This window comes from Rhizobium sp. CG5 (assembly GCF_023701945.1).
Taxonomy (GTDB): Bacteria; Pseudomonadota; Alphaproteobacteria; order Rhizobiales; family Rhizobiaceae; genus Allorhizobium.
This window is the reverse complement of the sequence record NZ_JABAEF010000008.1, coordinates 35,547-58,448: the sequence shown is the minus strand read 5'-3', so window position 1 is coordinate 58,448 and position 22,902 is coordinate 35,547. Positions and strand designations below refer to the sequence as shown.

The following is a 22,902-nucleotide window of genomic DNA, read 5'->3' as shown; positions in this document are numbered from 1 at the left end:
CTTGGCAAGGCCGGCCATCCGCTATACCTCTGGCAAATGGCGGTTCTGCCTTCGGGCAGCCGCAAAAGCCTGTTCAAAACCTCCGGCGAAATTGGCGCTCGCGCGCCCTTTCCGCTATAAACGCCCCAGTGATTCCGAAAAAAGATCGTGACCTGATTTGACTGAGCAAAACACTTCCGGCGGCAAGTTCCCGCAAGGCATCGAGCCGATTTCCATCATGGAGGAAATGCAGCGGTCGTATCTCGATTACGCGATGAGCGTCATCGTGAGCCGCGCCCTTCCCGACGTCCGGGACGGTCTCAAGCCCGTGCATCGCCGTATCCTGTTCTCGATGAGCGAGATGGGCATCGACTGGAACAAGAAATACGTCAAGTCGGCCCGCGTCACCGGTGACGTGATGGGTAAATACCATCCGCACGGCGACTCGGCGATCTACGACGCGCTGGCCCGCATGGCGCAGGATTGGTCGCTTCGCCTGCCGCTGATCGACGGCCAGGGCAATTTCGGCTCGATCGACGGCGATCCTCCGGCCGCCCAGCGTTATACCGAGTGCCGCCTGCAGAAGGCCGCCCATTCGCTCTTGGACGACCTCGACAAGGAAACGGTCGATTTCCGCGATAACTACGATGGCACGATGAGCGAGCCGTCGGTCGTACCTGCGAAGTTCCCGAACCTCTTGGTCAATGGCGCCGGCGGCATCGCCGTCGGCATGGCGACCAATATCCCGCCGCACAATCTCGTCGAAGTGATCGACGGCTGCATCGCCCTGATGGACAACCCGGCCATCGATCTGATGGACCTGATGCAGATCATTCCCGGTCCCGACTTCCCGACAGGCGCGCTGATCCTCGGCCGCGCCGGCATCCGCTCGGCCTATGAGACCGGCCGCGGCTCGGTGATCATGCGCGGCGTGGCCCGCATCGAACCGATGCGCAACGACCGCGAGCAGATCATCATCACCGAAGTTCCCTTCCAGGTGAACAAGGCGACGATGATCGAGAAAATGGCCGATCTGGTGCGCGAAAAGCGCATCGAGGGCATTTCCGACCTGCGCGACGAAAGCGACCGCCAGGGCTACCGGGTGGTCATCGAGCTGAAGCGCGATGCCAATGCCGAGGTGATCCTCAACCAGCTTTATCGCTACACGCCGCTGCAGACCTCGTTTGGCTGCAACATGGTGGCACTGAACGGTGGCAAGCCGGAACAGATGACGCTGATCGACATGCTGAAGGCTTTCATCAGCTTTCGCGAGGAGGTTGTTAGCCGGCGAACGAAGTTCCTGTTGCGCAAGGTGCGCGACCGCGCCCATGTCCTGGTTGGCCTGGCCATTGCCGTTGCCAATATCGACGAGGTCATCCGCCTGATCCGCAATGCGCCCGATCCGCAGACGGCGCGCGAGCAGTTGATGACCCGCCGCTGGCCGGCCTCCGATGTCGAAGCCCTGATCCAGCTGATCGACGATCCGCGCCATCGTATCAACGAGGACGCGACCTATAACCTCTCCGAGGAACAGGCCCGCGCCATCCTCGAACTGCGCCTCGCCCGCCTGACCGCCCTTGGTCGCGACGAAATCGACGAGGAATTGAACAAGATCGGCGCTGAAATCAGCGATTATCTCGATATCCTGTCGTCGCGCCTGCGCATCCAGACCATCGTCAAGGACGAGCTGATCGCCGTGCGCGACGAGTTCGGCACGCCGCGCCGCACCGAGATCATCGACGGCGGCCTGGAAATGGACGACGAGGACCTGATCGCCCGTGAGGAGATGGTCGTGACCGTCTCCCATCTCGGCTATATCAAGCGCGTGCCGCTCGCCACCTATCGCGCCCAGCGTCGCGGTGGCAAGGGCCGCTCCGGCATGGCGACCCGCGACGAGGATTTCGTTACCCGGCTATTCGTCGCCAATACCCACACCCCGGTGCTGTTCTTCTCGTCGCGCGGCATCGTCTACAAGGAGAAGGTCTGGCGCCTGCCGATCGGCACGCCGACCTCGCGCGGCAAGGCGCTGATCAACATGCTGCCGCTCGAACCGGGAGAGCGCATCACCACGATCATGCCGCTGCCCGAGGACGAGGCAAGCTGGGCCAATCTCGACGTGATGTTCTCCACGACCCGCGGCACGGTGCGGCGCAACAAGCTGAGCGACTTCATCCAGGTGAACCGCAATGGCAAGATCGCCATGAAGCTGGAAGACGACGGCGACGAAATCCTGTCGGTCGAAACCTGCACGGAACGGGACGACGTGCTGATGACCACGGCGCTCGGCCAGGCCATCCGCTTCTCGGTCGATGACGTGCGCGTCTTTGCCGGCCGCAATTCGATCGGCGTTCGCGGTATCGTGCTGGCCGATGGCGATCGCATCATCTCGATGACCATCCTCGGCCATGTCGATGCCGAGCCATGGGAACGGGCCGCCTATCTGAAGCGCTCGGCCGTCGAGCGGCGCGCCAGCGGCGTGGATGAGGACGATATCGCCCTGGTCGGCGAAGAGGTGACGGAAGAAGGTCAGCTCGACGACCAGCGCTATGAGGAACTGAAGGCGCGCGAACAATTCGTGCTGACGGTCTCGCAGAAGGGTTACGGCAAGCGGTCTTCGTCCTACGACTTCCGCATTTCTGGTCGCGGCGGCAAGGGCATCCGCGCCACCGACACGTCGAAGACCGGCGAGATCGGCGAATTGATCGCCGCCTTCCCGATCGAGGACAAGGACCAGATCATGCTCGTCTCCGACGGCGGCCAGCTGATCCGCGTGCCGGTCGACGGCATCCGCATCGCCAGCCGCGCCACCAAGGGCGTCACCATCTTCTCGACCGCCAAGGACGAGAAAGTCGTGTCCGTCGAGCGCATCAGCGAGCCGGAAGGCGATGACGAGGTCGGCGCGGTCGAGGATGAGGCAACGGTCGTCGCCGAGCCCGGACAGTCCGATCTGCCGGAAGCCGACGACACTACGCCGCAGGAATAATTCGGCATAACAAAAGCCCGCCGGACGGTTGTCCGGCGGGCTTTGAAAACCTGCTCTCCATGCTGGTTCAGGAGGGGAGGACTGGTCTGAGATGTCAGGCTGGACGGTGTGGATCCCGACGAGCCGCTATGATCGGCAGAGCGATACTGGAGGCGATATCGTCCGCCGGTTCGATCAGAACGCCTTGTGGCGCTCGACCATGCTCTTGAAATCATCGCGTTCGCGCCGCAGCGCCGAAACCGTGGAAGCCACGGACGCAACAAACATGGCGCTGATCAGCGCGGCAAGTACGGCTAGCGTTACGAACATAGGTCTTCCTTTCCGGTTCGGCGTGTGCCGTGACGGCAGACTGGGCTGTTTTAACCGAATATGTTTAAGCTTCAGTGTCCGAAGCTGTGGTACCGAGCGGTAATCGGCGGTCCGTAAAACGTGCCGCCTTCATCTTCGCTGGTATGAAAGCCGAGTGAGGTAGCAAGCATGGCGCCCATCATGGCCATCCATACAAGATTGATCATCGTCACTTTATCGGGCATCGGATTTATTCCTTCGTAGGAAGCATCATCGACCTCAGGCGAAAAACCCTCAGGAATGAGATTGGTTCCGTTGTTTCTTGCAATTCTTAATAAGACAGCCGGCCTGAAGCTCACCTTAACGCTTCGTTCATCTCTCGTTCATGTTCGAGCGCCGGCACCCGAGCCGATTTGGGCAGGGCGGCAGCTCGGCATCAAGGACGAGCGAGACGACGATTTCGATAAGCAGCGACGCCAATATCGCAAGGATTACAAGAACAGCAAGCATATGTTGCACCGAACAATAAAATCAGGATCTGGGTGTCATTATTGACACGCTTGCCCTGAAATCGTGCTGAATGGCGCGTTCATCGGCGGTTCACGCGGCCCGCGCCGCAACAATGCCTAAATTGCTTGCGGTCCCGGTTCTTCCATGACAAAAGGCGAGAAAATCCACTCCTCGGGCTGCCATGACCAAAGCATTCTATCCAGGCTCCTTCGATCCGATAACCAACGGACATCTGGACGTTCTTGTTCAGGCGCTGAACGTCGTGCCTGAAGTGATCGTGGCGATTGGCATTCATCCCGGCAAGCCGCCGCTATTTTCTTATGAGGAGCGCGCCGAGTTGATCCGCCAGAGCCTGGCGGACGCTTTTCCCGATCGGGCCGCCAGGATTTCCGTGGTGTCTTTCGACGGCCTCGCCGTCGATGCGGCCCGCCAACACGGCGCAAGACTCTTGGTGCGCGGCCTGCGCGACGGCACCGATCTCGACTACGAGATGCAGATGGCCGGCATGAATAACCAGATGGCGCCCGACCTGCAGACGATTTTCTTACCCGCGGCAACGGCCTCCCGGCCCATTACCGCCACATTGGTCCGGCAAATCGCCGCCATGGGCGGCAATGTCAGCGCCTTCGTGCCCGCGGCCGTGCTGCGGGCTCTGCAGTCAAAGCTCAAGACGTGAGCCTTTCTTTTAATTCATAGCCTATGGAGCCCCCATGAAACTGCTTCATCTCGCCTTTGTTGGCGCCATTGCTCTCGCATCATCGGCCGTCAGTGCCTTTGCCGGCGAAGACGATTTCCTGACGATCCAGCTGAAGGACGGTCCTGTTGTCATCGAACTGCTGCCCGATATCGCGCCAAAACATGTCGCGCAGATCAAGGAACTCGCCAAGAAGGGCGAATATGACAATGTCGCCTTTCACCGGGTGATCGACGGCTTCATGGCCCAGACCGGCGACGTCCAGTATGGCGACATGGAAAATGGCTTCGATGCCAGCCGTGCCGGAACCGGCGGCTCCAGCCTGCCCGACCTGCCGGCCGAATTTTCCAACACCCCCTTCGAAAAAGGCACGGTCGGCATGGCGCGCAGCCAGGATCCGAATTCGGCCAATTCGCAGTTCTTCATCATGTTTGGCGATGGCGGCTTCCTGAACGGCCAGTACACGGTCGTCGGCAAGGTCATCGCCGGCATGGATTATGTCGACAAGATCAAGCGCGGTGAGGGCGGCAATGGCGAAGTCACCGATCCCGACCGTATGATCAAGGTCACGGTCGGCAGAAAATAATACCAAAACGGGCGCAATCCCGCACCAAGGAGAAATAACATGGCCGAGATCAAGGATCCCGAAAACACCATCATCATGGAAACCACCAAGGGCAAGGTCGTCATCGCCCTTCTGCCCGAACTGGCGCCCGAGCATGTCGCCCGCATCAAGGAACTGTCGCGCGAAGGTGCCTATGATGGCGTCGTCTTCCACCGCGTCATTCCCGATTTCATGGCCCAGACCGGCGACGTACAGTTCGGCAAGCAGGGTGGCGAAAGCTTCAACCCGGCCCGCGCCGGCATGGGCGGCTCGTCGAAGCCCGACCTGAAGGCAGAATTCTCCGCGACCTCCCATATCCGCGGCACCTGCTCCATGGCCCGCTCGCAGAGCCCGAACTCGGCCAATTCGCAGTTCTTCATCTGCTTCACCGATGCCCCCTGGCTCAACAAGCAGTATTCTGTCTGGGGCCAGGTCATGGAAGGCATGGACATCATCGACCAGATCAAGAAGGGCGAGCCCGTGCGCGACCCCGACTCGATCGTCTCGATGAAGGTCGCTGCCGACGCCTGAAGTCGTATCTGATTGCAAACCCGCCCGTGTGCTTGGCATTCGGGCGGGTTTCGCGTTTCTCCAATGCCCGTGATTTCCGATGCGCGTAGACCTGTTCGATTTCGACCTGCCCGATGACAATATTGCGCTGCGGCCAGCCAGCCCGCGCGACAGCGCCCGTATGCTGATCGTCTGGCCGGAACAGGCCGCTTTCGAGGACCGTAACGTCTTCGACCTGCCATCCTATCTCAGACCCGGCGACGCCCTCGTCTTCAACGATACCAAGGTCATTCCGGCCCAGTTGGAAGGTGTCCGCCTGCGCGATGGCGCCGAACAGACGCCGGTTTCCGCGACGCTGCACATGCGCGTCGGGCCTAACCGCTGGCTGGCCTTCGCCCGGCCCGGCAAACGTATCAAGGCGGGCGACCGCGTGGTGTTCGGCAAGGGCAGCGAGACCTGCCTGCTCGGCGAACTGATCGCCACCGTCACGGAAAAGGGCGAGGCGGGAGAAATCACGCTTACCTTCGATCTCTCCGGTCCCGATCTCGACGCCGCCATCGCCACGACAGGCCACATTCCTTTACCGCCCTATATCGCCGCCAAGCGCCCGGAAGACGGGCAGGACCGTGCCGACTACCAGACCATCTACGCGCGGGAGGAGGGGGCCGTGGCCGCGCCCACCGCCGGCCTGCATTTCACGCCGGACCTGTTTGAGAGGCTCGATGCGTCAGGCGTCGAGCGCCATTTCGTCACCCTGCATGTCGGCGCCGGCACCTTCCTGCCGGTGAAGGCCGACGATACCGACGATCACAAGATGCATCTGGAAACCGGCCATGTCTCGCAGAAGACCGCAGCCGCCCTCAATACTGTGCGGGCGAGGGGCGGCCGCATAGTCTGCGTCGGCACCACCTCGCTGCGGCTGATCGAGAGTGCGGCTGAGGACGACGGCACCATCACGCCCTGGTCGGGCGCCACCGGCATCTTCATCACGCCCGGCTACCGCTTCAAAGCGGTCGACCTGCTGATGACCAATTTCCATCTGCCGAAGTCGACGCTGTTCATGCTGATCTCGGCCTTTGCCGGGCTTGACACCATGCGCGCCGCCTATGCCCATGCCATTGCCGACGGCTACCGTTTCTATTCCTATGGCGACGCCAGCCTCCTGTTCCGGAAAGCCTTGAAATGACCGACAATTTCCAGTTCACCCTGAAGAAGACCGAGGGCCGGGCCCGGCTCGGCGAGATCACCATGCCGCGCGGTACCATCCGCACGCCGGCCTTCATGCCGGTCGGCACCGTCGGCACCGTCAAGGCCATGTATCTCGATCAGGTCCGCGACACCGGCGCCGATATCATTCTCGGCAATACCTATCACCTGATGCTGCGGCCGGGCGCCGAGCGTGTCGCCCGCCTCGGCGGCCTGCATGAGCTGATCCGCTGGCCGCATCCGATCCTCACCGACAGCGGCGGCTTCCAGGTCATGTCGCTGTCGGGCCTGCGCAAGCTGGACGAGCAGGGCGTCACCTTCAAGAGCCATATCGACGGCAGCCTGCATCACATGTCGCCGGAACGCTCGATCGAGATCCAGGGACTGCTCGGCTCCGATATCCAGATGCAGCTCGACGAATGCGTGGCGCTGCCGTCCGAGCCCAAGGAGATCGAGCGCGCCATGGAAATGTCGCTGCGCTGGGCCGAGCGCTGCCGTGTTGCCTTCGGCACCCAGCCCGGCAAGGCGATGTTCGGCATCGTCCAGGGCGGCGATATCCCAAAGCTGCGCATCCGCTCGGCCGAAGCCTTGAAGGATCTCGACCTCAAGGGCTATTCGATCGGCGGCCTGGCGGTCGGCGAGCCGCAGGACGTCATGCTGCAGATGCTGAATGTCACATTGCCGGTGCTGCCGACCGAAAAGCCGCGTTACCTGATGGGCGTCGGTACGCCGGACGACATGCTGAAATCGGTGGCTGAGGGCATCGACATGTTCGACTGCGTCATGCCGACCCGCTCCGGCCGCCATGGCCTGGCCTTTACCCGCCGCGGCAAGGTCAATATCCGCAACGCCCGCCACGCCGAGGACATGCGGCCGCTGGACGAGGAATCCGATTGCCCGGCCGCCCGCGATTATTCGCGCGCCTACCTGCACCATCTGGTGCGCTCCAACGAGGCGCTGGGCGGCATGCTGCTGTCGTGGAACAACCTGTCCTATTACCAGGACCTGATGAAGGGCATCCGCAAGGCGCTGGACGAGGGCCGCTTTGCCGATTTCATGGCCGAGACCCAGGACATGTGGGCGAGGGGCGATATCGAGGCCCGGTAGAGCAATTCCAGCAAAAGTCTGAACCGGTTTTGCGTCAGAACAAAGAGATAGAGCATTGATGGCGGTTCCGTTTTCGCCGGAAATGCTCCAGCAGGCGCCTCGGCCGCTCTGATGGCTCAGATGCCGCGGCTCAGCGTGTCGACGGTCATCTTGACGCCATTGATCACGTAACGGCCGTCCGGCTGGCGCATCAGATCGTAATAGACCGCCCAGTCCTTGCCGTCCTTGCCGGAAATCAGAACTTCCTGATAGGCCCGATTGCCGTCCGCCACGAACTTGGCGCGGCCAAAGGCATAGTTGCCGGGGCGATAAACGGGCGTATAGGTCTGCTTGACCATGTCGAAAAACCGCTCCGCATCGGGAAACCGCGCCTTGATATCCGGGGAGGCGAAGGAATAGGCCTTTTCCGCATCGTCGTTCAGAAAGGCCGAGATCTGGCCGGAAATCGCCAGGCGTGCGGCATCGGTCCTGTCATCGGCCTGCGCCGGCTGCAACAGGCCAACAGATAAAAATCCAAGGAAAGCGAAGGTACTGGAAAGTCCGGCATGCATGGCAATTCCCCTTCTGGTTTTTCACGTGATCCTAAACAAGTATAGAGCAGTTCGACGATTCGAAAAGGGCGGGTGCAAAAGCCGGCTCTCACGCCGAATTGGGCGGCAGGGCCAGACCGCCCGCCTTGCGCTTTCAAGACGCTTGTGCGACGCAACATTGCGAACCGGTTGCGGTTCGGTCCATCCCGTCGATTTGCCGAAAGCCTGTCGCGATCTTTGAGATTCGCGTCCAGACGCTTCCTCTCTTTTGTGTCGCATGTCGTTGTCGCGAAACCGGTGCCCACTTTCGGACGACATGCTCTAGTCGGATATGTCTCGCCATGCGCATGCTCGCGCCGCCTGCCTTGATGTTCTTCTGCAATTCCATCCTGTTCATTTCATTGTTCACCCGGCTGCCCGACATTCAGGCGGGGCTTGGCATCGACAAGGCCATGCTCGGGGCGGCCTTGCTTGCCGTGCCGCTCGGCACGTTCCTGGCGCTGCCGCTGGCCGGCAAGATCAACAACGCGCTGAGCCCGCGTCGCACTGCCGCCTTGATGCTGGCCCTGCTGGCCTTGTTGATCCCGGTACTGGCACTGGTGCCGTTTTACGCGGTCGTGCTGGGTCTGGTGCTGATGGGCTTTATCCGCACCATTCTGGAAGTGGCGCAGAACATGGTCTCGACCGGCATCGAGCAGCAAAGCGGCGTCAAGATCCTGGCCCGTAGCCACGGTTTCTGGTCGATCGGCCTGCTGGTCGGAACCATCGCCTCCGGCCTCTTGGCGGGATGGGGAACGAGTGCCGCCGTCCACCTGGCCGGTGCCGGCGCCTTTGTGCTTCTCTGCTGCCTGCTGATCCTGCGCATCACGCCGCCCGCAGTCGCGCCCTGGATCGCGCAATCGGGTGCCAAGGCGACGATCTTCGTGATGCCCGACAAGGCTATCCTGCTGATCGCGCTGCTGATTATCGGCATCGGCATTATCGAGGGCGCCATCTACGATTGGGGCATCTTCTTCATCCAGGAAGAAATCACCGGCGATCCGGCAAGGGCAGGGCTGCTCTACGCCTGTTTCACCGTCGGAATGGGTTTCACGCGGCTGATCGGCGACCGCTTGCGCGACACGTTCCGCCCGCAGCATCTCGTCCAGGGTTCCGCTTTGCTGGTGGCCTTAGGCCTCATTCTGCTATTGCTGGTCGGCGGCCAGCTTGCCGGCGGCCTCGGCCTGGCGCTGATCGGCTGTGGCGTGGCGCTCAACTATCCGATGGCCGTTGCCACCGTCGCCAATCTCGGCGGCCAGCGCAGTCCGGCGGAAAACCTGGCGGCGCTGTCGCTGACCATGCTGGTCTCGACGCTCGGCATTCCACCCGTGCTCGGCGCCATCGCCGAACATTTCGGCATCACCGCCAGCTTTCTCATCCTGCTGCCGCTGACGGTCCTCAGCGTCATCATGGCGCCGGTCGCAGAAGGCAGGCGGCCGCTGCTAACCCGGCGATCACGACAAGGGACGACGCCGGCAAAGTGATGGGATTTGGAAGGCGATCCGCGTCCTGTCGCACTTGGAAATAGAACCCACCCGCCGCTACGCAAAGATCGCATAAGATAGATTATGGAACTAAAACGGCTGAAAAGATCCAGAACCCCGGTGCAATGGCCGCCAGCGCTGATGCCAAAAAACTCGGCCCGATCAAGCACTTGGCGCCGTATCCTCAGACTTTTCCGTCAGATCGCGCTGTCGTCGATCTCAAACTCGAACACCATCTGGTCATAGGCCGGTTCGACATGCTCCGGCGTTTCCGCCATCACGGTCGCGTAGTCCAGCGGGATATGCATATGGGTCAGGATGGCGCGTTTGGGCTGGAAGCGATCGATCCAGCCGAGCGCCTGTTCCAGCGACAGATGGCTCGGATGGAAGCGGTATTGCAGCGCGTCGATGATCAGCACGTCGAGACCGGACAGCTTGTCGATCGTCGATTGGGGAAAATCGCTGACGTCGCAGCAATAGGCCACGTCGCCGATCCGCAGGCCCAGCGACGTGATGTCGCCATGTTGCTGGACCAGCGGCAGCAGCGCGATCGCGCCGCCTTTGCCGTCGATCGTGATCGGGCGGTCGAGATCCTCGATGATCGTCGGCAGCACGATCGGCGGATAGCTGCTGCCCGGCGGCGTCTCAAGGCAATAGCCGAAGCCGAGGCGGATCCGCTCCATGGTCTCCGGCTCGGCATGGATCGGGATGCGGTGATGCTGTGTGTGGAAATAGCCGCGCAGGTCGTCGATACCATGCAGGTGGTCGGCATGGGCATGGGTGTAGATCACCGCATCGACATGGGCGACCCGCGCTGCAATCATCTGCTCGCGGAAATCCGGGCCCGTGTCGACAACAACTGTGGTCTTGCCGCCATCGGGTCCGATCTGCTCGATCAGGAAGGACGCACGGGTCCGACGGTTTTTCGGATTGCCCGGATCGCAGGCGCCCCAGTCGCCATTGATCCGCGGCACGCCGGGCGACGACGAGCAGCCGAGGATCGTGAAGCGCCGCAGAAAACCCATCGGTCAGAGCCTCGGCATCTTGGAAAAGCAGCGAAAGGCATTGTCGGTGGTGATCTTCGCCATCTCCTCGAAGCTTAAGCCCATGGTCTCGGCCAGCACCTCGGCCGTATTGACCACATAGGACGGCTCGTTGCGTTTGCCCCGCCAGCGTTTTGGCGCCAGATACGGCGCATCGGTCTCGACCAGCAGCCGGTCGAGCGGTATCGTCTTGGCGATATCGCGCAATTCGGTCGATTTCGGAAAGGTCAGGATACCGGAAAACGATATATAGCCGCCAAGCTCAACGCCGGTCTTCGCCAGATCCGCACCGGAGGAGAAGCAATGCAGGATGAAAGGGAAGGCCCCCTTCCCCATTTCCGCGGTCAGGATCGCCGCCATGTCGTCGTCGGCGCTGCGGGCATGGATCACCAGCGGCAATTGGGTCTGCCGCGCCGCCGCAATATGGCGCGTGAGCCCGGTTTTCTGGTCTTCCGGCTTCTGCGTGTCGTAGAAATAGTCGAGCCCCGCCTCGCCGATCGCCACCACTTTCGGATGCTGGGCCAGCCGCACCAGGTCCTCAGTGGTGACGTCAAGCTCTTCGTTGGCATTGTTGGGATGGGTGCCGACCGAGCAGAACACGGTCGGATAGCGCTCCGTCAGGGCCAGCAGCGTGTCGAGCTTTCTGACCCGCGTCGAAATGGTCACCATCTGCGCGACACCGGCCGCATGGCCCCGCGCCACCAGCTCGTCGCGCTCGGCGTCGAAATCGGCAAAGTCGAGATGGCAATGGGTATCGATCAGCATCTTTACCCTCAGGCCTTCGCCGCTTCGGGCGCCACATAACGCGGGAACACCGGCGCCGGGGTCTCCAGCGCCGTTCCCGGCGTCAGGCGACCGGCCTCGCCGAGAGAGGCGAAGCTGCGCTTGTCCGCAGGCACCGCCACCAGATCGAGCAGTTTCGCCGCGCTGTCCGGCATGATCGGCTGCAGCAGGATGGCGATCTGGCGCACCACTTCGGCCGTCACGTAGAGCACGGTCTCCATGCGGGCCGGATCGGTCTTTTTCAGCGCCCAGGGCGCCTGGCCGGCAAAATAGCGGTCGGCTTCCGACACCGTGCCGATGATCGCCGCCACGGCGCGGTGGATCATCTGCTTGCTCATCTCCTCGCGGCAGATTGCCAGCATGCCGTCGGCAGCAGACAGCATCGCCTTGTCCTCGTCGCTGAGCGGTCCCGGCGCCGGCAATTGGCCGTCGCAATTCTTGACGATCATCGACAGCGAGCGGCTGGCCAGATTGCCGATACCATTGGCGAGATCGGCATTGATGCGGGTGGCGATCGCCTCTTCGCTATAGCTGCCGTCCTGGCCGAACGAGACTTCCCGCATGAAGAAGTAGCGCACCGGGTCGAGCCCGAAATGGTCGACTAGATTGACCGGATCGACGACATTGCCGAGCGATTTCGACATCTTCTCGCCCTTGTTGAGCAGGAAGCCGTGGGCGAACACCTTCTTGGGCAGCGGCAGCTTGGCCGACATCAGGAAGGCCGGCCAGTAGACCGCGTGGAAGCGGATGATGTCCTTGCCGATGATATGGGCGTCGGCCGGCCAGTATTTGGCGCGCGGGCCGTTCTCGTCTTCGACATAGCCGGTCGCGGTGATGTAATTGGTCAGCGCATCGACCCAGACATACATCACGTGCTTGGGATCGCCCGGCACCGGAATGCCCCAGTCAAACGTGGTGCGCGAGATCGACAGGTCTCGGAGGCCGGACTTGACGAAGGACACCACCTCGTTGCGCCGCTCGTTCGGGCCGATGAAATCGGGCTGGTCGTCATAGAGCTTCAGCAACCGGTCCTCATAGGCCGACAGCTTGAAGAAATAGCTCTCCTCCTCGACCCATTCGACAGGCGTTCCCTGCGGCCCGGTGCGCACGCCGTCGGCGCGCAGTTCGGTTTCCTCTTCCTGGTAATAGGCCTCGTCGCGCACCGAGTACCAGCCGGCATAGCTATCCTTGTAGATGTCGCCATTGGCCGCCATGCGGCGCCAGACTTCCTGCACGGTTTTGTGGTGACGCTCTTCGGTGGTGCGGATGAAATCGTCGTTCGAGGCGTTGAGCAATTGGCCCATGGCGCGGAATTCGTCGGAATTGCGTGTTGCCAGTTCCAACGGTGTGATGCCCTCGGCCCGTGCCGTCTGCTGCATCTTCTGCCCGTGTTCGTCCGTGCCGGTCAGGAAGAACACGTCTCGCCCGTCCAGCCGCTGGAAGCGCGCCATGGCATCGGTGGCGATCAGCTCATAGGCATGGCCGATATGCGGCTTGCCGTTGGGATAGGAGATCGCGGTGGTGATGTAGAAGGGCGAAGTGTCTGTCATGGGAAGCATCAGATCCGGAACTGGCTTTGCAAATGTATAGAAGCCGCTCTTACCCCATGTTTCGGTTGGGTGGAACAGCAAGTTTCGCGGCCGCGTGCCGTTTTGCCTGTTCCGGCGCTCCGTCCGCGCCTTGACAGGCAATGAGCCCCGGCTTAACGCGGAGATCGAGCCGATGATTTTCTGATTGCATCCAGCGGGGACAGCATTTGTTTTTTGACGGTCCTTTCAATCCGCTCTTTTCGGTCACCGGCTTCTGCGTTGGCATGCTGGTCGGCATCACCGGCGTCGGTGGCGCCTCGCTGATGACGCCGCTGCTGGTCCTGCTGTTCGGCGTCCATCCCGCCATGGCCGTCGGTACGGACCTGCTCTATGCCGCCATCACCAAGACGGCGGGTGCCGCCGTCCATCACCGCCACGGCAAGATCAACTGGCAGATGACCGGCCTGCTGGCGCTCGGCAGCATTCCGGCCGCCCTCCTCACCCTATGGCTGATGAGCGGCATAGACCGCACCGACATGAATGCCGTCTCGACGCTGACCACGGCGCTCGGCTGGATGCTGCTTTTGACCGCCGCCATCCTGATCTTTCGCGGTGCCATCATGGCAGCCAAGACCCGCTGGGTCAAAACCCACCGCCTGCCCTCCAGCCGTGCCATTGCCACCTACACGCTGATACTGGGCCTGGTGCTCGGCTTCGTCGTCACCATGACCTCGGTCGGGGCCGGCGCCATCGGCGTCACCATGCTGCTGCTGCTCTATCCCAGAACCGCCATCCAGGAGATCGTCGGCTCCGACATCGCCCATGCCATCCCGCTGACCTTCGTCGGCGGCATCGGCTACTGGCTGATCGGCGAGATCGACTGGTTCATGCTGCTGGCCCTGCTGGTCGGCTCCATTCCGGGCATCATCCTCGGCAGCTTCCTGGCGCCGCGCATGCCCGAAAGGCTGGTGCGCATCATTCTGGCCATCACGCTGGCCGTGGTTGGCGCCAAGCTGATCGCCTCCTGAGGGTCAGGGGCTACCGCGCCACTTCCCCCAGCACCTCGAGCAGGGTCTGCTTGCGGTCGAGATTGTAGGCGGCGCTGACCGCCATCCGCTCTCCGATCGATACCGACAATCGTGCAAAGCGATCGGCCGAAAACAGGTCGCCGGCCGCCGCCGCGGCCTTGGCGCGGTCGATCAGATAGTCGCCAAGTTGCTCCTTGAAGAAGTTGAAGATCACCTCGGTATCGCGGGCCGACAGCGCATCGGCAAGCCTATGCATTTCGCGGCGCGCATCGGCGCCCTCGGCCGAGAGAACGGCGCGAAACGCCGCGATGATGTCGGCGCCACCATAGTTCAAGAGCTTGAGGGCCTGGGCGACGCTGCCTTTCGACAGTGCCAGAATGCCGGCCGGATCGTCGCCCGCCGGTGCCAGCCCGAGATTGCCGAGCGCCCGGCCCATGGCGGTCTCGTCGAGCGGCGATAGTTTGAGCGGCAGGCAGCGCGAGCGGATGGTCGGCAACAGCTTGCCCGGCGCGTGCGACAGCACCAGGAACAGTGCCCGCTTCGGCGGCTCTTCGAGCGCCTTCAGAATGGCGTTGGCGGCATTGCGGTTGAGGTCGTCGGCCGGATCGATGATGACGATCCGCCAATTGCCGGTGCCGGATGTCTGGGCAAAGAAATGCCCGGCGCGGCGCACCTCGTCGACGGTGATCGCCTGCTTGACCTTAGCCGTTTTCTCGTCGACCGGTCGGGTCAGATGCAGCAGATTGTGCGAGGCGCCCGAGGCGATCTGCCGGCCGACCGACGACATCGGGTCAGGATCGGCGATATGCTCCGGCGCCGTGGCCGGATCCGAATGGGTCAGCACATGATGGGCAAAGCGGAAGGCAAGCGTCGCCTTGCCGATGCCTTCCGGTCCTTCGATCAGGATCGCATGATGGATTTTTCCCGAGCGGTAGGATTGCGCCAGGAACGCTTCCGCCGCCTCGTGGCCGAACAGTTTTGGGTTTTGCGCCGGCGCCAGGGCGCCGTCGAGCAGGCCGGATTGTTCAGCACTCATTCGACACGTTCCGTCTGGGGCCGGCCGGCGCTCCGCTCCGCTGCGACAGCGCCGTGACCACGCTTGTGCAACAGCGGCTGCACATGGGTGAGGATCGCCTGCGCGATCATATCGACCGATTGGCGGGCATCGATCACTTTGCAGCGCTGCGGATCGGCGGCCGCGATGTCCAGAAAGGCCTGACGGCGCTTCTCGTGGGTTTCGATCTCCTCGCGCTCGAACCGGTCGGGCGCTGCCGGCGCACTCGCCGCCGCATCGCTGCGGGCCTTGGCGCGGGCAAGACCGACGGCAGCCGGCAGGTCGAGGATCACGGTCAGATCCGGCGTCACGCCGTTGACCGCCACCCGCTCCAGCGATGTGATGAATTCCGGTTCCAGATTGCCGGTGACGCCCTGGTAGACGCGCGACGAATCCATGAAGCGGTCGCAGAGTACCACCGTGCCGCTGACGAGGGCCGGCCGGATCAGGGTTTCGACATGGTCGCTGCGGGCCGCGGCAAACAGGATCGCCTCCATGCGGATGCCGAATTCTTCCGCCGCACCCGACAACAGCACATGGCGCAGCGCCTCGGCGCCCGGCGAACCGCCGGGTTCGCGGGTCTTCAGCACCCTCACGCCCTGTCGTGCCAAAGCCTCGGCCAGGCGGGCGATCTGGGTCGATTTGCCCGCCCCCTCGCCGCCTTCGAAACTCACGAATAATCCCGTACCGATCGACACGATGCCTTTTCCCGCCCGAAGGCTTGTTAATCGAGCTTTGTGTAGCGCAAGAACCCCATACAGGGAACCGCCCGAACGGACAGATCCCGGCCTATTGTGCGGCCATCTTGTCGACAGCGCGTCACAGCCAGAAAAACAGCAGCTCCAGCAGGGCATCGGTCGCCTTGCGGCGCAGCGACCCCGGCTCGACGGCGGCCGCCGTCTGCAACGGCACCTCGCGCAGCAGCCGCTCGCCGGAAAAGATCCGCAGCACGCCCGCCTGATCGCCCGCCGCGACCGGTGCCGACAGCGGCCAGCGATAGACGATGCGGGCCGAGAGCCGCTCGGGATTGGCGATGGGCACGAAGATCTCGACGGGCGCCTTGGCGATGAGGTCGATGCTGGAGGCCGCGCCGCCATAGACGCTGGCCGCGCCGATCACCTCACCGGCCTCGAACACCCGCTTGCGCTCGAAGCTGGTCAGCCCCCAATTGAGCACGCGGGCCGCTTCCTCGGTGCGTTCCTTGTCGCTGGCAAGCCCGCTCATGACCAGAAACAGCCGCACGCCGTCCCGTGTCGCCGAGGCAACGATGGCATAGCCGCTCTCTTCGGCATAGCCGGTCAGCAAGCCGTCGGCGCCGATGTCCATGGCGAGCAGCGGGTTGCGGTTGCGCTGCAGGATCTTGTTCCATTCGAATTCGGACAGCGCATAGAGGCGATACGGATCGGGATAGCTCGAAACGATATGGCGGGCCAAGAGCGCCATGTCGCGGGCGCTGGTCTTGTTGAGCGGATTGGGCAGCCCCGTCGCATTGGCAAAGACCGTCTCCTTGAGGCCGAGCGCCTTGGCCCGCGCATTCATGCGCTCGGCAAATTTCTCCTCGCTGCCTTCCATGCCTTCGGCGAGAATGATGCAGGCATCATTGGCCATCTGCACGGTGACGCCCTTGACCAGATCCTCGACCCGGATGCGCGATTTCAGCGCCGCAAACATTGTTGCTGTGCGCGACGGCGCGCCGCCGGTGCGCCAGGCATGTTCGGAGACCGGAAATTCCGTGTCGGCGCTGAGCTCGCCGGCCTTCAGCGCTGCAAACACCAGTTCCATGGTCATCAGCTTGGCAAGCGAGGCCGAGGCAATCGGCTGCGCCTCGTTCTTGGCATAAAGCACCGTGCCGGTGTCCGCCTCGATCAGGAGGGCCTGGCCGGCACGGCTTTCAAAGCCGGCCTGAACCGTCTGGGAAGCGCTGGGAAAGACCGCAAATGCGGCCAGCAGCAGGGCGGCTGTGAGGAGACTGAAACCCTTGCGCAAAACTCCGCCCTTCCCTCGCCTCCGCCCGCCTTGGCGTCGCGGCGACACGTCAGTCGGCGGCGCGGCGCTTGGCTGACTGGAGAATCGCAGCCGTATTCAAGGTATCATTGCGCACCAGAATGGCGTCGAAGGCAAGGCCGTCGGCCGAAACGGAGGCCGGATCGAGATAGGCGGAAGCATAGCTCGGTCCGCCGGATCTGCCGCCCGGTCCCTCGATCGGCCGTTCGATCAGCATCGGACCGAATTCCGGCAGAACGACGAATTGCGTGATGGCGTCGAAAGCGGCGCTCTGTGCCGGCGTCGCCTGCAGCGCCATGGATGTGCTGGACAGGCCGGACGATGCAACGCCGGGCAATGCGGCGGTCTGCGCTTCAAACGTCTGCGCCGGCATGGCCACGGGTCCTGCCGAGGCCACCATCACGCCGCTGGCGATCTGGCCCTCTGGCAGGGTCTGCGGGAAGCGGCTGCCCTTGGCGACATAGGAGGCCATCAGGAACGGCATGTCATGACCGCTCATATCGGCCGGCCCGACATATTGCACCCGCACCTTGGCGGTGCCGTGGTTCTTCATGTCGAGCATTTCGGCGGTTTTGTCGGAGACATCGATGATGCGGTCGGAATGGAACGGGCCGCGATCGTTGACCCGCACGATCACCGACGCGCCGGTATCGGCATTGGTCACCCGCGCATAGCTCGGTAGCGGCATGGTCGGATGGGCGGCCGACAGATGATACTGGTCGTAGACCTCGCCATTGGCGGTGCGGCGGCCGTGGAAGGCCGACCCATACCAGGAGGCATAGCCGGTCTTGTCATAGGCGGGATTGAGCTTCGGCACATAGGTCTTGCCGCGCACCTGGTAGGGTTTTCCGACCATGGCGCGCCCGCCGCCCTTCGGCACCGGACCGGAGGTCGTGACCCGCGGGCTTGCCTTCACCCCATATTCGGATTCGGCGAAATATTCCTTGGATCGGCTGCCCGATTTGCTGGTCTGGGTGGTCGACGAGCAGGCTGCCGCACTCACGCCGATCACGGCGACGACCGCCAGTCTGACGGTCACAGTGAGCGATGCACGGCACGCTTTCAGGGTCGGCTTACGCATGGCTGTCAACAAAATCCGACTTGGGCGTGCAATGAAATATGGAATTCAAGCTTCAAAATCCTGTCCCCCGGCGTGAAGCATGTGACCCATTCATAACAAGCCCACAAAATGGCGAAATTGCGAATATGCGCAAGATGTAATCCATCCAAGCGCTTGTATGGTTACTAAAGGGTTAATCTTGTGCGAGGCGAACCGGCTGCCGGGAACCGACCGCTCGCCGCCCGGCCCGGCCTCGCCAGACCAGCCGAAACGGTATATGCAGCAGGAAATCCGAACACTGGAAGCAACCCATGAACACACCCTGGTCCAAGCCCGTCACCGTCCTGATCGGCGAGACGCCGAGCGACACCAAGATCGACACCACGCAAGGCGCCGCCTGGGCGCTGATCGAGGACTGGCCGATGGAAGACGGCACGGCCCTCGACCGTGCCCTTACCGTCTGCGCTGCGGTGGATGCCGGCAAGCAGAAACCCGAAGACGCCCGCAAGGCCTTCATCGACGCCGCCGTCGAAGCCAATATCCTGGTCAGCGCCTGATTTTTCACGCCTCGCCGTCTCCCGGTTCGCCAACATGCATCTATGCGCTTCACGGCAACGCAGAACAGGTTGACGCTGCAATCCCAAAGGCTATAAAGCCAGCAAACCACGATATGCGGTGTCTACCGCGGCCCCGGCACGTTTTGCCCTGCGCCGCTCAAAAAAGACCCGGGATCGACGATACGGAAGAGTGTCCGAGTGGTTTAAGGAACCGGTCTTGAAAACCGGCGTGCGGGAGACCGTACCGTGGGTTCGAATCCCACCTCTTCCGCCAAACAATCTGGTCCAGACCGCTATGGTCTCATCCATGCCGGCGGGCGCAATCGCCAAAAGGAGGCCGAGATGGCTCTGGATCCGAACAAGGCTTTCACCGATTTTGCCGAAGCCGATTGCTCGGTGCAGTTCTGGACCCCCGACACACCGGCGGTGCAGGTCCGCTCGCTGCGCGCCGCGGTGATCTATGCCCGCGAAAACGGCGGGCGCTGGAACGATATCGAGATCACCGTGCATCTGCCGCGCGAAGATATCGTCTATGGCACCGAAAAGGTTCACCGGCTGATCGAAGCCCTGCGTGTCCGATCTAGGCGCTGATCGCTGGATAAACCGGCAGCGCCTTGGAAAACGGCGGCGGCAGCTGCGATCGGCTGTTTCCCTTCGCCACAAAATCTGACACAAGCCCTCTGGGCGCGGCTGCCGTCATCTATAGGACGGGGTCGGGCAGGTTGATTGACGTCTCTCCTGCTGCCGCGAAACAACGTGGCCGCTCTTTGTCGCTCCTGATCGACCGGATGGGTTTTGCCGCGATAGGCTGCGGCCCGGCTGGAAAGCCATGGCCGTCCGCCTTATATGGGCGCGAGACGACAAAATCCTTGAAGAGGTTCGATGCCCTATAGAGTACCCCTGCAAAGCCTGGCCCGCCGGATCGAGCCGCGAATCCTGATCGCCCTGATCGCCCTGGCCGGCCTGGTCTTCCTGTTCGTCGCGGTGGCGGAAGACGTGCTGGAACAGGAAAGCCACGCCTTCGACCGGGTGATCCTGCTCTCCCTGCGCTCAGCCGACGATCTCAGTCTGCCGATCGGACCTGCTTGGCTGGAGCAGGCGTTTCGCGACATCACCGGCCTCGGCGGCTTCACCGTCATCACCCTGATGACCGTTCTGACCACGGCCTATCTCATTGCCGCCGGCAAATACCGCTCGGGCGCGCTGGTGGCGATTGCCATCGCGCTCGGAGCGATCGCCTCGTCGCTGCTGAAATATGTGTTTGAACGGGCCCGTCCCGATGTGGTGCCGCATCTGGTCGAGGTGCAGACGCTGAGTTTTCCCAGCGGCCATGCCATGATGTCGGCGGTCGCCTATCTGACGCTTGGCGCGCTGGTGGCCCGCGCCCAGGCGAGCTGGCGGCTGCGCATCTTCGTCTTTTCGGTCGGCGTGATCCTGACGCTGCTGATCGGCCTCAGCCGCATCTATCTCGGCGTCCATTGGCCGACCGACGTGCTGGCCGGCTGGGTGGCGGGCGCCGCCTGGGCGCTGACCTTCTGGCTAGTCGCCGAAACCCTGTTCGGCCGCCGAACGCCGGGCGACGGCGAGCCGGAAGCCTGACGCCTGTAGGGGAGGACAATTGCCTATTAGAAACGACCCTCTCTGGCCTGCCGGCCATCTCCCCCACAAGGGGGGAGAAAACCTGGACGAACCCGCTTGCTTTTATCCATAGAGGGTGCGGCTGGGTTAGGCCCTCCCCCTTGTGGGGAGGGTTTGGGAGGGGACTGTTTTCATATACGATTGCCCTGCCTATAGGGGCGCATGCAGGTTGGCAGGGCCTGAGCCCGCCGCCGCTCCCCTACCCCATCAGTCCGTCAAGCCAGGTCTTGTCCAGCACCGCCTCGAGCTCGGCGGCCACCCCGTCGAGCGCCGCATCGACCCCATCGCGATAGTTTTCGCCGGCCTGCTCCACGCCGAACTGTTTCAGCAATGCTGCCCGATACGCATCATTGGCAAACAGCCCGTGCAGATAGGTGCCCATCACCCGCCCATCGGCCGACACAGCGCCGTCGGCCCGCCCGTCGATGCGGATCGCCGGGCGCAGGCAATCGGCCCCACGCGTGACGCCCAGATGGATCTCGTAGCCCGACAGCGCCACACCGTATTCGAGCGACTGCGCCTGGCTGTTGCGCACCGTCTTTTCCGGCGCCATGGTTGTCTCGATGTCGAGCAGGCCCAGCCCCTCGACCGAACGCGCGGCGCCCTCCAGCCCGAGCGGATCGTCGACGACCCGGCCGAGCATCTGGTAGCCGCCGCAGATGCCGATCACCCGGCCGCCGCTCCGCCTGTGCTGGCTCAGATCCCGGTCCCAGCCATGGCGCCGAAAGTCCTCGAGATCGCCGATCGTCGATTTCGACCCCGGCAGGATGATCAGCGCCGCATCGGCCGGCAAGGGTTCGCCCGGCCGCACGAACACCAGCTCCACCGAGGGTTCAGTCGCCAGCGGATCGAAATCGTCGAAATTGGCGATCCGCGACAGAACCGGCACGGCAATCTTGACGGCCCCCGCCGCGGACCGCACCAGCCGCTCCAGCGCCACGGAATCTTCCGCCGGCAGCCGTGCGGCCGATGTCAGCCATGGCACGACGCCGAAACAGGGCCAGCCGGTATGGGCGCCGACCGCCGTGATGCCGTCTGAAAACAGCGAGACATCGCCGCGGAACTTGTTGATGATATAGCCGCAGATCATCTGCCGGTCCGGCTCCGACAGCACGGCATGGGTGCCGACCAGCGAGGCGATCACCCCGCCGCGGTCGATATCGCCGACCAGCACCACCGGCACGCCGGCCCGCGTCGCAAATCCCATATTGGCGATATCGCCGGCCCTCAGGTTGATTTCGGCCGGCGATCCGGCGCCCTCGACGATCACCAGGTCGGCGCCGCGCTTGACCTCCTCGAAACTGTCGAGAACCGCCTCCAGCAGCTGCGGCTTCAGCCGCTGGTAGTCGCGCCCGGCCGCCTGGCCCCAGACTCTGCCTTGCAGGATGATCTGGCTGCCGGTCTCGCTCTGCGGCTTCAAGAGCACCGGGTTCATGTGCACGCTGGAGGCAACGCGCGCCGCCATGGCCTGAAGCCATTGCGCCCGGCCGATTTCGCCGCCGTCATCGGCCACGGCCGCATTGTTCGACATGTTCTGCGGCTTGAACGGCCGCACCGTCAGGCCGCGATTGGCGGCCAGCCGGCAGAGCCCGGCCACCAGTATCGTCTTTCCGACATCCGAGCCGGTGCCCTGAAGCATGACGGTTTTTGTCATGTCGCGATCTCCTTCAAGGCGCTCTCAGCAAAACCACTGTTTTGCCGTGTTTTTGCCGTGTTTCAAGTCTTCGGCGCGGCGTTTTTGCGACATCGCCGGACCGTTCCGCCGGGCGCTTTGTCGCATTGTCAAATTGCGACATCCGATGACGACTTCCGCCATGGCGAAAGGGCGAAAACAGGACTATCACCACGTCGAAATCAACCGATCGGCGCGTCAAAGAGCCGGCACCAAGGAAACACCCAATGCTCTATATTTTCAGCCAGAACAATAGCCTGCAGATCGCCTGGGATTCCAAGACCCCGAAAAATGTCCGCGAAAGCCGCACCGAGCAGCTCTTCCCGCGCCTCGCCAATACCCGCTTCATCCGCACCTGGAGCGCTGGCTGAGCCTTCCGTCGCCCTCGCAGGCATGTCATGGCGCCCGGCGTTTCAGATGCCGGGGCGCCGCACCACGCTGGCTTAAGGCCTGTGCGTGACGAGAACGGGCCCTGGCCTGCCGGGCCTTTTCGGGTCTCCAGCCCCCGGATCTGCATGCCATCCCGCCCCTGCTGCGGAAAAATGCAAAAATAATCGGTCTTTTGACAAAAAAATTTCAACGCCCGCAATTGGCGTGTTC

The 22,902-nt window shown here is 62.9% G+C and carries 23 protein-coding genes and 1 tRNA gene; 13 read left to right on the top strand and 11 right to left on the bottom strand.

Translation table 11 applies throughout. The features are described 5' to 3' along the window. Window positions 1-157: 157 nt before the first annotated feature. Window positions 158-2,962 carry a DNA gyrase subunit A gene (gene gyrA, locus HGO38_RS14670; RefSeq protein ID WP_250956644.1) on the top strand — a complete coding sequence of 935 codons (2,805 nt, stop codon included), beginning with the start codon at window positions 158-160 and terminating at the stop codon, window positions 2,960-2,962. A gap of 174 nt (window positions 2,963-3,136) precedes the next feature. Here the strand turns inward: gyrA and HGO38_RS31040 are convergent, their stop codons facing one another. Further along, entirely contained in the window at window positions 3,137-3,271 is a 135-nt protein-coding gene (locus tag HGO38_RS31040; RefSeq protein WP_284739424.1) for a hypothetical protein, read from the bottom strand. A gap of 71 nt (window positions 3,272-3,342) precedes the next feature. Beyond that, on the bottom strand, window positions 3,343-3,609 hold the full coding sequence (locus HGO38_RS14665; protein WP_250956643.1) for a hypothetical protein: 267 nt from the start codon (window positions 3,607-3,609) through the stop codon (window positions 3,343-3,345). A gap of 332 nt (window positions 3,610-3,941) precedes the next feature. Between HGO38_RS14665 and coaD the strand changes: the two genes are divergently transcribed. The 5 genes from coaD (at window position 3,942) to tgt (ending at window position 7,881) form a co-directional block, all read left to right on the top strand. Then, window positions 3,942-4,436 (top strand): pantetheine-phosphate adenylyltransferase, encoded by a 495-nt coding sequence (coaD, locus tag HGO38_RS14660; protein ID WP_250956642.1) that lies wholly within the window; start codon window positions 3,942-3,944, stop codon window positions 4,434-4,436. 34 nt (window positions 4,437-4,470) lie between these two features. Then, complete coding sequence (locus HGO38_RS14655; RefSeq protein WP_250956641.1) at window positions 4,471-5,040, top strand: peptidylprolyl isomerase; 570 nt, start codon at window positions 4,471-4,473, stop codon at window positions 5,038-5,040. Between the two features lie 39 nt (window positions 5,041-5,079). Beyond that, on the top strand, window positions 5,080-5,589 hold the full coding sequence (locus tag HGO38_RS14650) for a peptidylprolyl isomerase (protein ID WP_168474092.1): 510 nt from the start codon (window positions 5,080-5,082) through the stop codon (window positions 5,587-5,589). A gap of 79 nt (window positions 5,590-5,668) precedes the next feature. Continuing rightward, window positions 5,669-6,754: a tRNA preQ1(34) S-adenosylmethionine ribosyltransferase-isomerase QueA gene (gene queA / locus HGO38_RS14645; RefSeq protein WP_250956640.1), complete on the top strand. Its 1,086-nt coding sequence runs from the start codon at window positions 5,669-5,671 to the stop codon at window positions 6,752-6,754. Beyond that, window positions 6,751-7,881, top strand: coding sequence for a tRNA guanosine(34) transglycosylase Tgt (gene tgt / locus HGO38_RS14640; RefSeq protein WP_250956639.1), 1,131 nt, complete (start codon window positions 6,751-6,753; stop codon window positions 7,879-7,881). Before queA ends, tgt begins: the two co-directional genes overlap by 4 nt. A 116-nt stretch (window positions 7,882-7,997) precedes the next feature. Here the strand turns inward: tgt and HGO38_RS14635 are convergent, their stop codons facing one another. Next, window positions 7,998-8,432 (bottom strand): DUF4864 domain-containing protein, encoded by a 435-nt coding sequence (locus HGO38_RS14635; protein WP_250956638.1) that lies wholly within the window; start codon window positions 8,430-8,432, stop codon window positions 7,998-8,000. Between the two features lie 320 nt (window positions 8,433-8,752). Here HGO38_RS14635 and HGO38_RS14630 point away from each other — a divergent pair, with 320 nt between their 5' ends. Beyond that, entirely contained in the window at window positions 8,753-9,934 is a 1,182-nt protein-coding gene (locus HGO38_RS14630; protein ID WP_250956637.1) for an MFS transporter, read from the top strand. Between the two features lie 197 nt (window positions 9,935-10,131). Here the strand turns inward: HGO38_RS14630 and HGO38_RS14625 are convergent, their stop codons facing one another. The 3 genes from HGO38_RS14625 to metG are packed head-to-tail and all read right to left on the bottom strand — an operon-like array spanning window position 10,132 to window position 13,310. Beyond that, entirely contained in the window at window positions 10,132-10,959 is an 828-nt protein-coding gene (locus HGO38_RS14625) for an MBL fold metallo-hydrolase (protein WP_250956636.1), read from the bottom strand. A gap of 3 nt (window positions 10,960-10,962) precedes the next feature. Continuing rightward, window positions 10,963-11,742 (bottom strand): TatD family hydrolase, encoded by a 780-nt coding sequence (locus tag HGO38_RS14620; RefSeq protein ID WP_250956635.1) that lies wholly within the window; start codon window positions 11,740-11,742, stop codon window positions 10,963-10,965. An 8-nt stretch (window positions 11,743-11,750) separates the two neighbouring features. Further along, on the bottom strand, window positions 11,751-13,310 hold the full coding sequence (gene metG / locus HGO38_RS14615; protein WP_250956634.1) for a methionine--tRNA ligase: 1,560 nt from the start codon (window positions 13,308-13,310) through the stop codon (window positions 11,751-11,753). Window positions 13,311-13,573: 263 nt separating this feature from the next. Between metG and HGO38_RS14610 the strand changes: the two genes are divergently transcribed. Continuing rightward, on the top strand, window positions 13,574-14,317 hold the full coding sequence (locus tag HGO38_RS14610) for a sulfite exporter TauE/SafE family protein (protein WP_250956841.1): 744 nt from the start codon (window positions 13,574-13,576) through the stop codon (window positions 14,315-14,317). 10 nt (window positions 14,318-14,327) lie between these two features. Here the strand turns inward: HGO38_RS14610 and HGO38_RS14605 are convergent, their stop codons facing one another. The 4 genes from HGO38_RS14605 to HGO38_RS14590 all read right to left on the bottom strand — a co-directional run bounded on the left by HGO38_RS14605 (window position 14,328) and on the right by HGO38_RS14590 (window position 18,456). Then, window positions 14,328-15,353 (bottom strand): DNA polymerase III subunit delta', encoded by a 1,026-nt coding sequence (locus HGO38_RS14605; protein ID WP_250956633.1) that lies wholly within the window; start codon window positions 15,351-15,353, stop codon window positions 14,328-14,330. Further along, window positions 15,350-16,069 carry a dTMP kinase gene (gene tmk, locus HGO38_RS14600; RefSeq protein WP_250956632.1) on the bottom strand — a complete coding sequence of 240 codons (720 nt, stop codon included), beginning with the start codon at window positions 16,067-16,069 and terminating at the stop codon, window positions 15,350-15,352. The genes HGO38_RS14605 and tmk overlap by 4 nt, the downstream gene beginning before the upstream one ends. A gap of 121 nt (window positions 16,070-16,190) precedes the next feature. Continuing rightward, on the bottom strand, window positions 16,191-17,357 hold the full coding sequence (locus HGO38_RS14595) for a D-alanyl-D-alanine carboxypeptidase family protein (protein WP_502941563.1): 1,167 nt from the start codon (window positions 17,355-17,357) through the stop codon (window positions 16,191-16,193). 49 nt (window positions 17,358-17,406) lie between these two features. After that, entirely contained in the window at window positions 17,407-18,456 is a 1,050-nt protein-coding gene (locus tag HGO38_RS14590; protein ID WP_250956631.1) for a septal ring lytic transglycosylase RlpA family protein, read from the bottom strand. Between the two features lie 290 nt (window positions 18,457-18,746). Here HGO38_RS14590 and HGO38_RS14585 point away from each other — a divergent pair, with 290 nt between their 5' ends. The 4 genes from HGO38_RS14585 to HGO38_RS14570 all read left to right on the top strand — a co-directional run bounded on the left by HGO38_RS14585 (window position 18,747) and on the right by HGO38_RS14570 (window position 20,591). Next, window positions 18,747-18,992 carry a DUF982 domain-containing protein gene (locus tag HGO38_RS14585; RefSeq protein ID WP_250956630.1) on the top strand — a complete coding sequence of 82 codons (246 nt, stop codon included), beginning with the start codon at window positions 18,747-18,749 and terminating at the stop codon, window positions 18,990-18,992. 184 nt (window positions 18,993-19,176) lie between these two features. Continuing rightward, window positions 19,177-19,266: transfer RNA gene (locus HGO38_RS14580), tRNA-Ser, on the top strand. Between the two features lie 68 nt (window positions 19,267-19,334). Continuing rightward, window positions 19,335-19,583: a hypothetical protein gene (locus tag HGO38_RS14575; protein WP_250956629.1), complete on the top strand. Its 249-nt coding sequence runs from the start codon at window positions 19,335-19,337 to the stop codon at window positions 19,581-19,583. Between the two features lie 291 nt (window positions 19,584-19,874). Next, window positions 19,875-20,591, top strand: a complete 717-nt coding sequence (locus tag HGO38_RS14570) for a phosphatase PAP2 family protein (RefSeq protein ID WP_250956628.1) — start codon at window positions 19,875-19,877, stop codon at window positions 20,589-20,591. A 238-nt stretch (window positions 20,592-20,829) separates the two neighbouring features. On the opposite strand, the gene HGO38_RS14565 is transcribed toward HGO38_RS14570, so the two are convergent. Further along, window positions 20,830-22,284: a cobyric acid synthase gene (locus HGO38_RS14565; RefSeq protein WP_250956627.1), complete on the bottom strand. Its 1,455-nt coding sequence runs from the start codon at window positions 22,282-22,284 to the stop codon at window positions 20,830-20,832. Window positions 22,285-22,529: 245 nt separating this feature from the next. Between HGO38_RS14565 and HGO38_RS14560 the strand changes: the two genes are divergently transcribed. Further along, window positions 22,530-22,673 (top strand): hypothetical protein, encoded by a 144-nt coding sequence (locus HGO38_RS14560; protein ID WP_250956626.1) that lies wholly within the window; start codon window positions 22,530-22,532, stop codon window positions 22,671-22,673. Window positions 22,674-22,902 lie beyond the last annotated feature (229 nt).

Excerpts from the sequence above, each read along its gene's own strand:
- HGO38_RS31040 (WP_284739424.1), bottom strand. The coding sequence starts at position 3,271 with ATGTTCGTAACGCTAGCCGTACTTGCCGCGCTGATCAGCGCCATGTTT.
- HGO38_RS14620 (WP_250956635.1), bottom strand. The coding sequence starts at position 11,742 with ATGCTGATCGATACCCATTGCCATCTCGACTTTGCCGATTTCGACGCC.
- tgt (WP_250956639.1), top strand. The coding sequence starts at position 6,751 with ATGACCGACAATTTCCAGTTCACCCTGAAGAAGACCGAGGGCCGGGCC.
- HGO38_RS14565 (WP_250956627.1), bottom strand. The coding sequence starts at position 22,284 with ATGACAAAAACCGTCATGCTTCAGGGCACCGGCTCGGATGTCGGAAAG.
- HGO38_RS14625 (WP_250956636.1), bottom strand. The coding sequence starts at position 10,959 with ATGGGTTTTCTGCGGCGCTTCACGATCCTCGGCTGCTCGTCGTCGCCC.
- HGO38_RS14650 (WP_168474092.1), top strand. The coding sequence starts at position 5,080 with ATGGCCGAGATCAAGGATCCCGAAAACACCATCATCATGGAAACCACC.
- HGO38_RS14630 (WP_250956637.1), top strand. The coding sequence starts at position 8,753 with ATGCGCATGCTCGCGCCGCCTGCCTTGATGTTCTTCTGCAATTCCATC.
- HGO38_RS14560 (WP_250956626.1), top strand. The coding sequence starts at position 22,530 with ATGCTCTATATTTTCAGCCAGAACAATAGCCTGCAGATCGCCTGGGAT.
- HGO38_RS14605 (WP_250956633.1), bottom strand. The coding sequence starts at position 15,353 with ATGAGTGCTGAACAATCCGGCCTGCTCGACGGCGCCCTGGCGCCGGCG.
- HGO38_RS14610 (WP_250956841.1), top strand. The coding sequence starts at position 13,574 with ATGCTGGTCGGCATCACCGGCGTCGGTGGCGCCTCGCTGATGACGCCG.
- HGO38_RS14655 (WP_250956641.1), top strand. The coding sequence starts at position 4,471 with ATGAAACTGCTTCATCTCGCCTTTGTTGGCGCCATTGCTCTCGCATCA.
- coaD (WP_250956642.1), top strand. The coding sequence starts at position 3,942 with ATGACCAAAGCATTCTATCCAGGCTCCTTCGATCCGATAACCAACGGA.
- metG (WP_250956634.1), bottom strand. The coding sequence starts at position 13,310 with ATGACAGACACTTCGCCCTTCTACATCACCACCGCGATCTCCTATCCC.
- HGO38_RS14590 (WP_250956631.1), bottom strand. The coding sequence starts at position 18,456 with ATGCGTAAGCCGACCCTGAAAGCGTGCCGTGCATCGCTCACTGTGACC.
- HGO38_RS14575 (WP_250956629.1), top strand. The coding sequence starts at position 19,335 with ATGGCTCTGGATCCGAACAAGGCTTTCACCGATTTTGCCGAAGCCGAT.
- queA (WP_250956640.1), top strand. The coding sequence starts at position 5,669 with ATGCGCGTAGACCTGTTCGATTTCGACCTGCCCGATGACAATATTGCG.
- HGO38_RS14585 (WP_250956630.1), top strand. The coding sequence starts at position 18,747 with ATGAACACACCCTGGTCCAAGCCCGTCACCGTCCTGATCGGCGAGACG.
- HGO38_RS14570 (WP_250956628.1), top strand. The coding sequence starts at position 19,875 with ATGCCCTATAGAGTACCCCTGCAAAGCCTGGCCCGCCGGATCGAGCCG.
- HGO38_RS14635 (WP_250956638.1), bottom strand. The coding sequence starts at position 8,432 with ATGCATGCCGGACTTTCCAGTACCTTCGCTTTCCTTGGATTTTTATCT.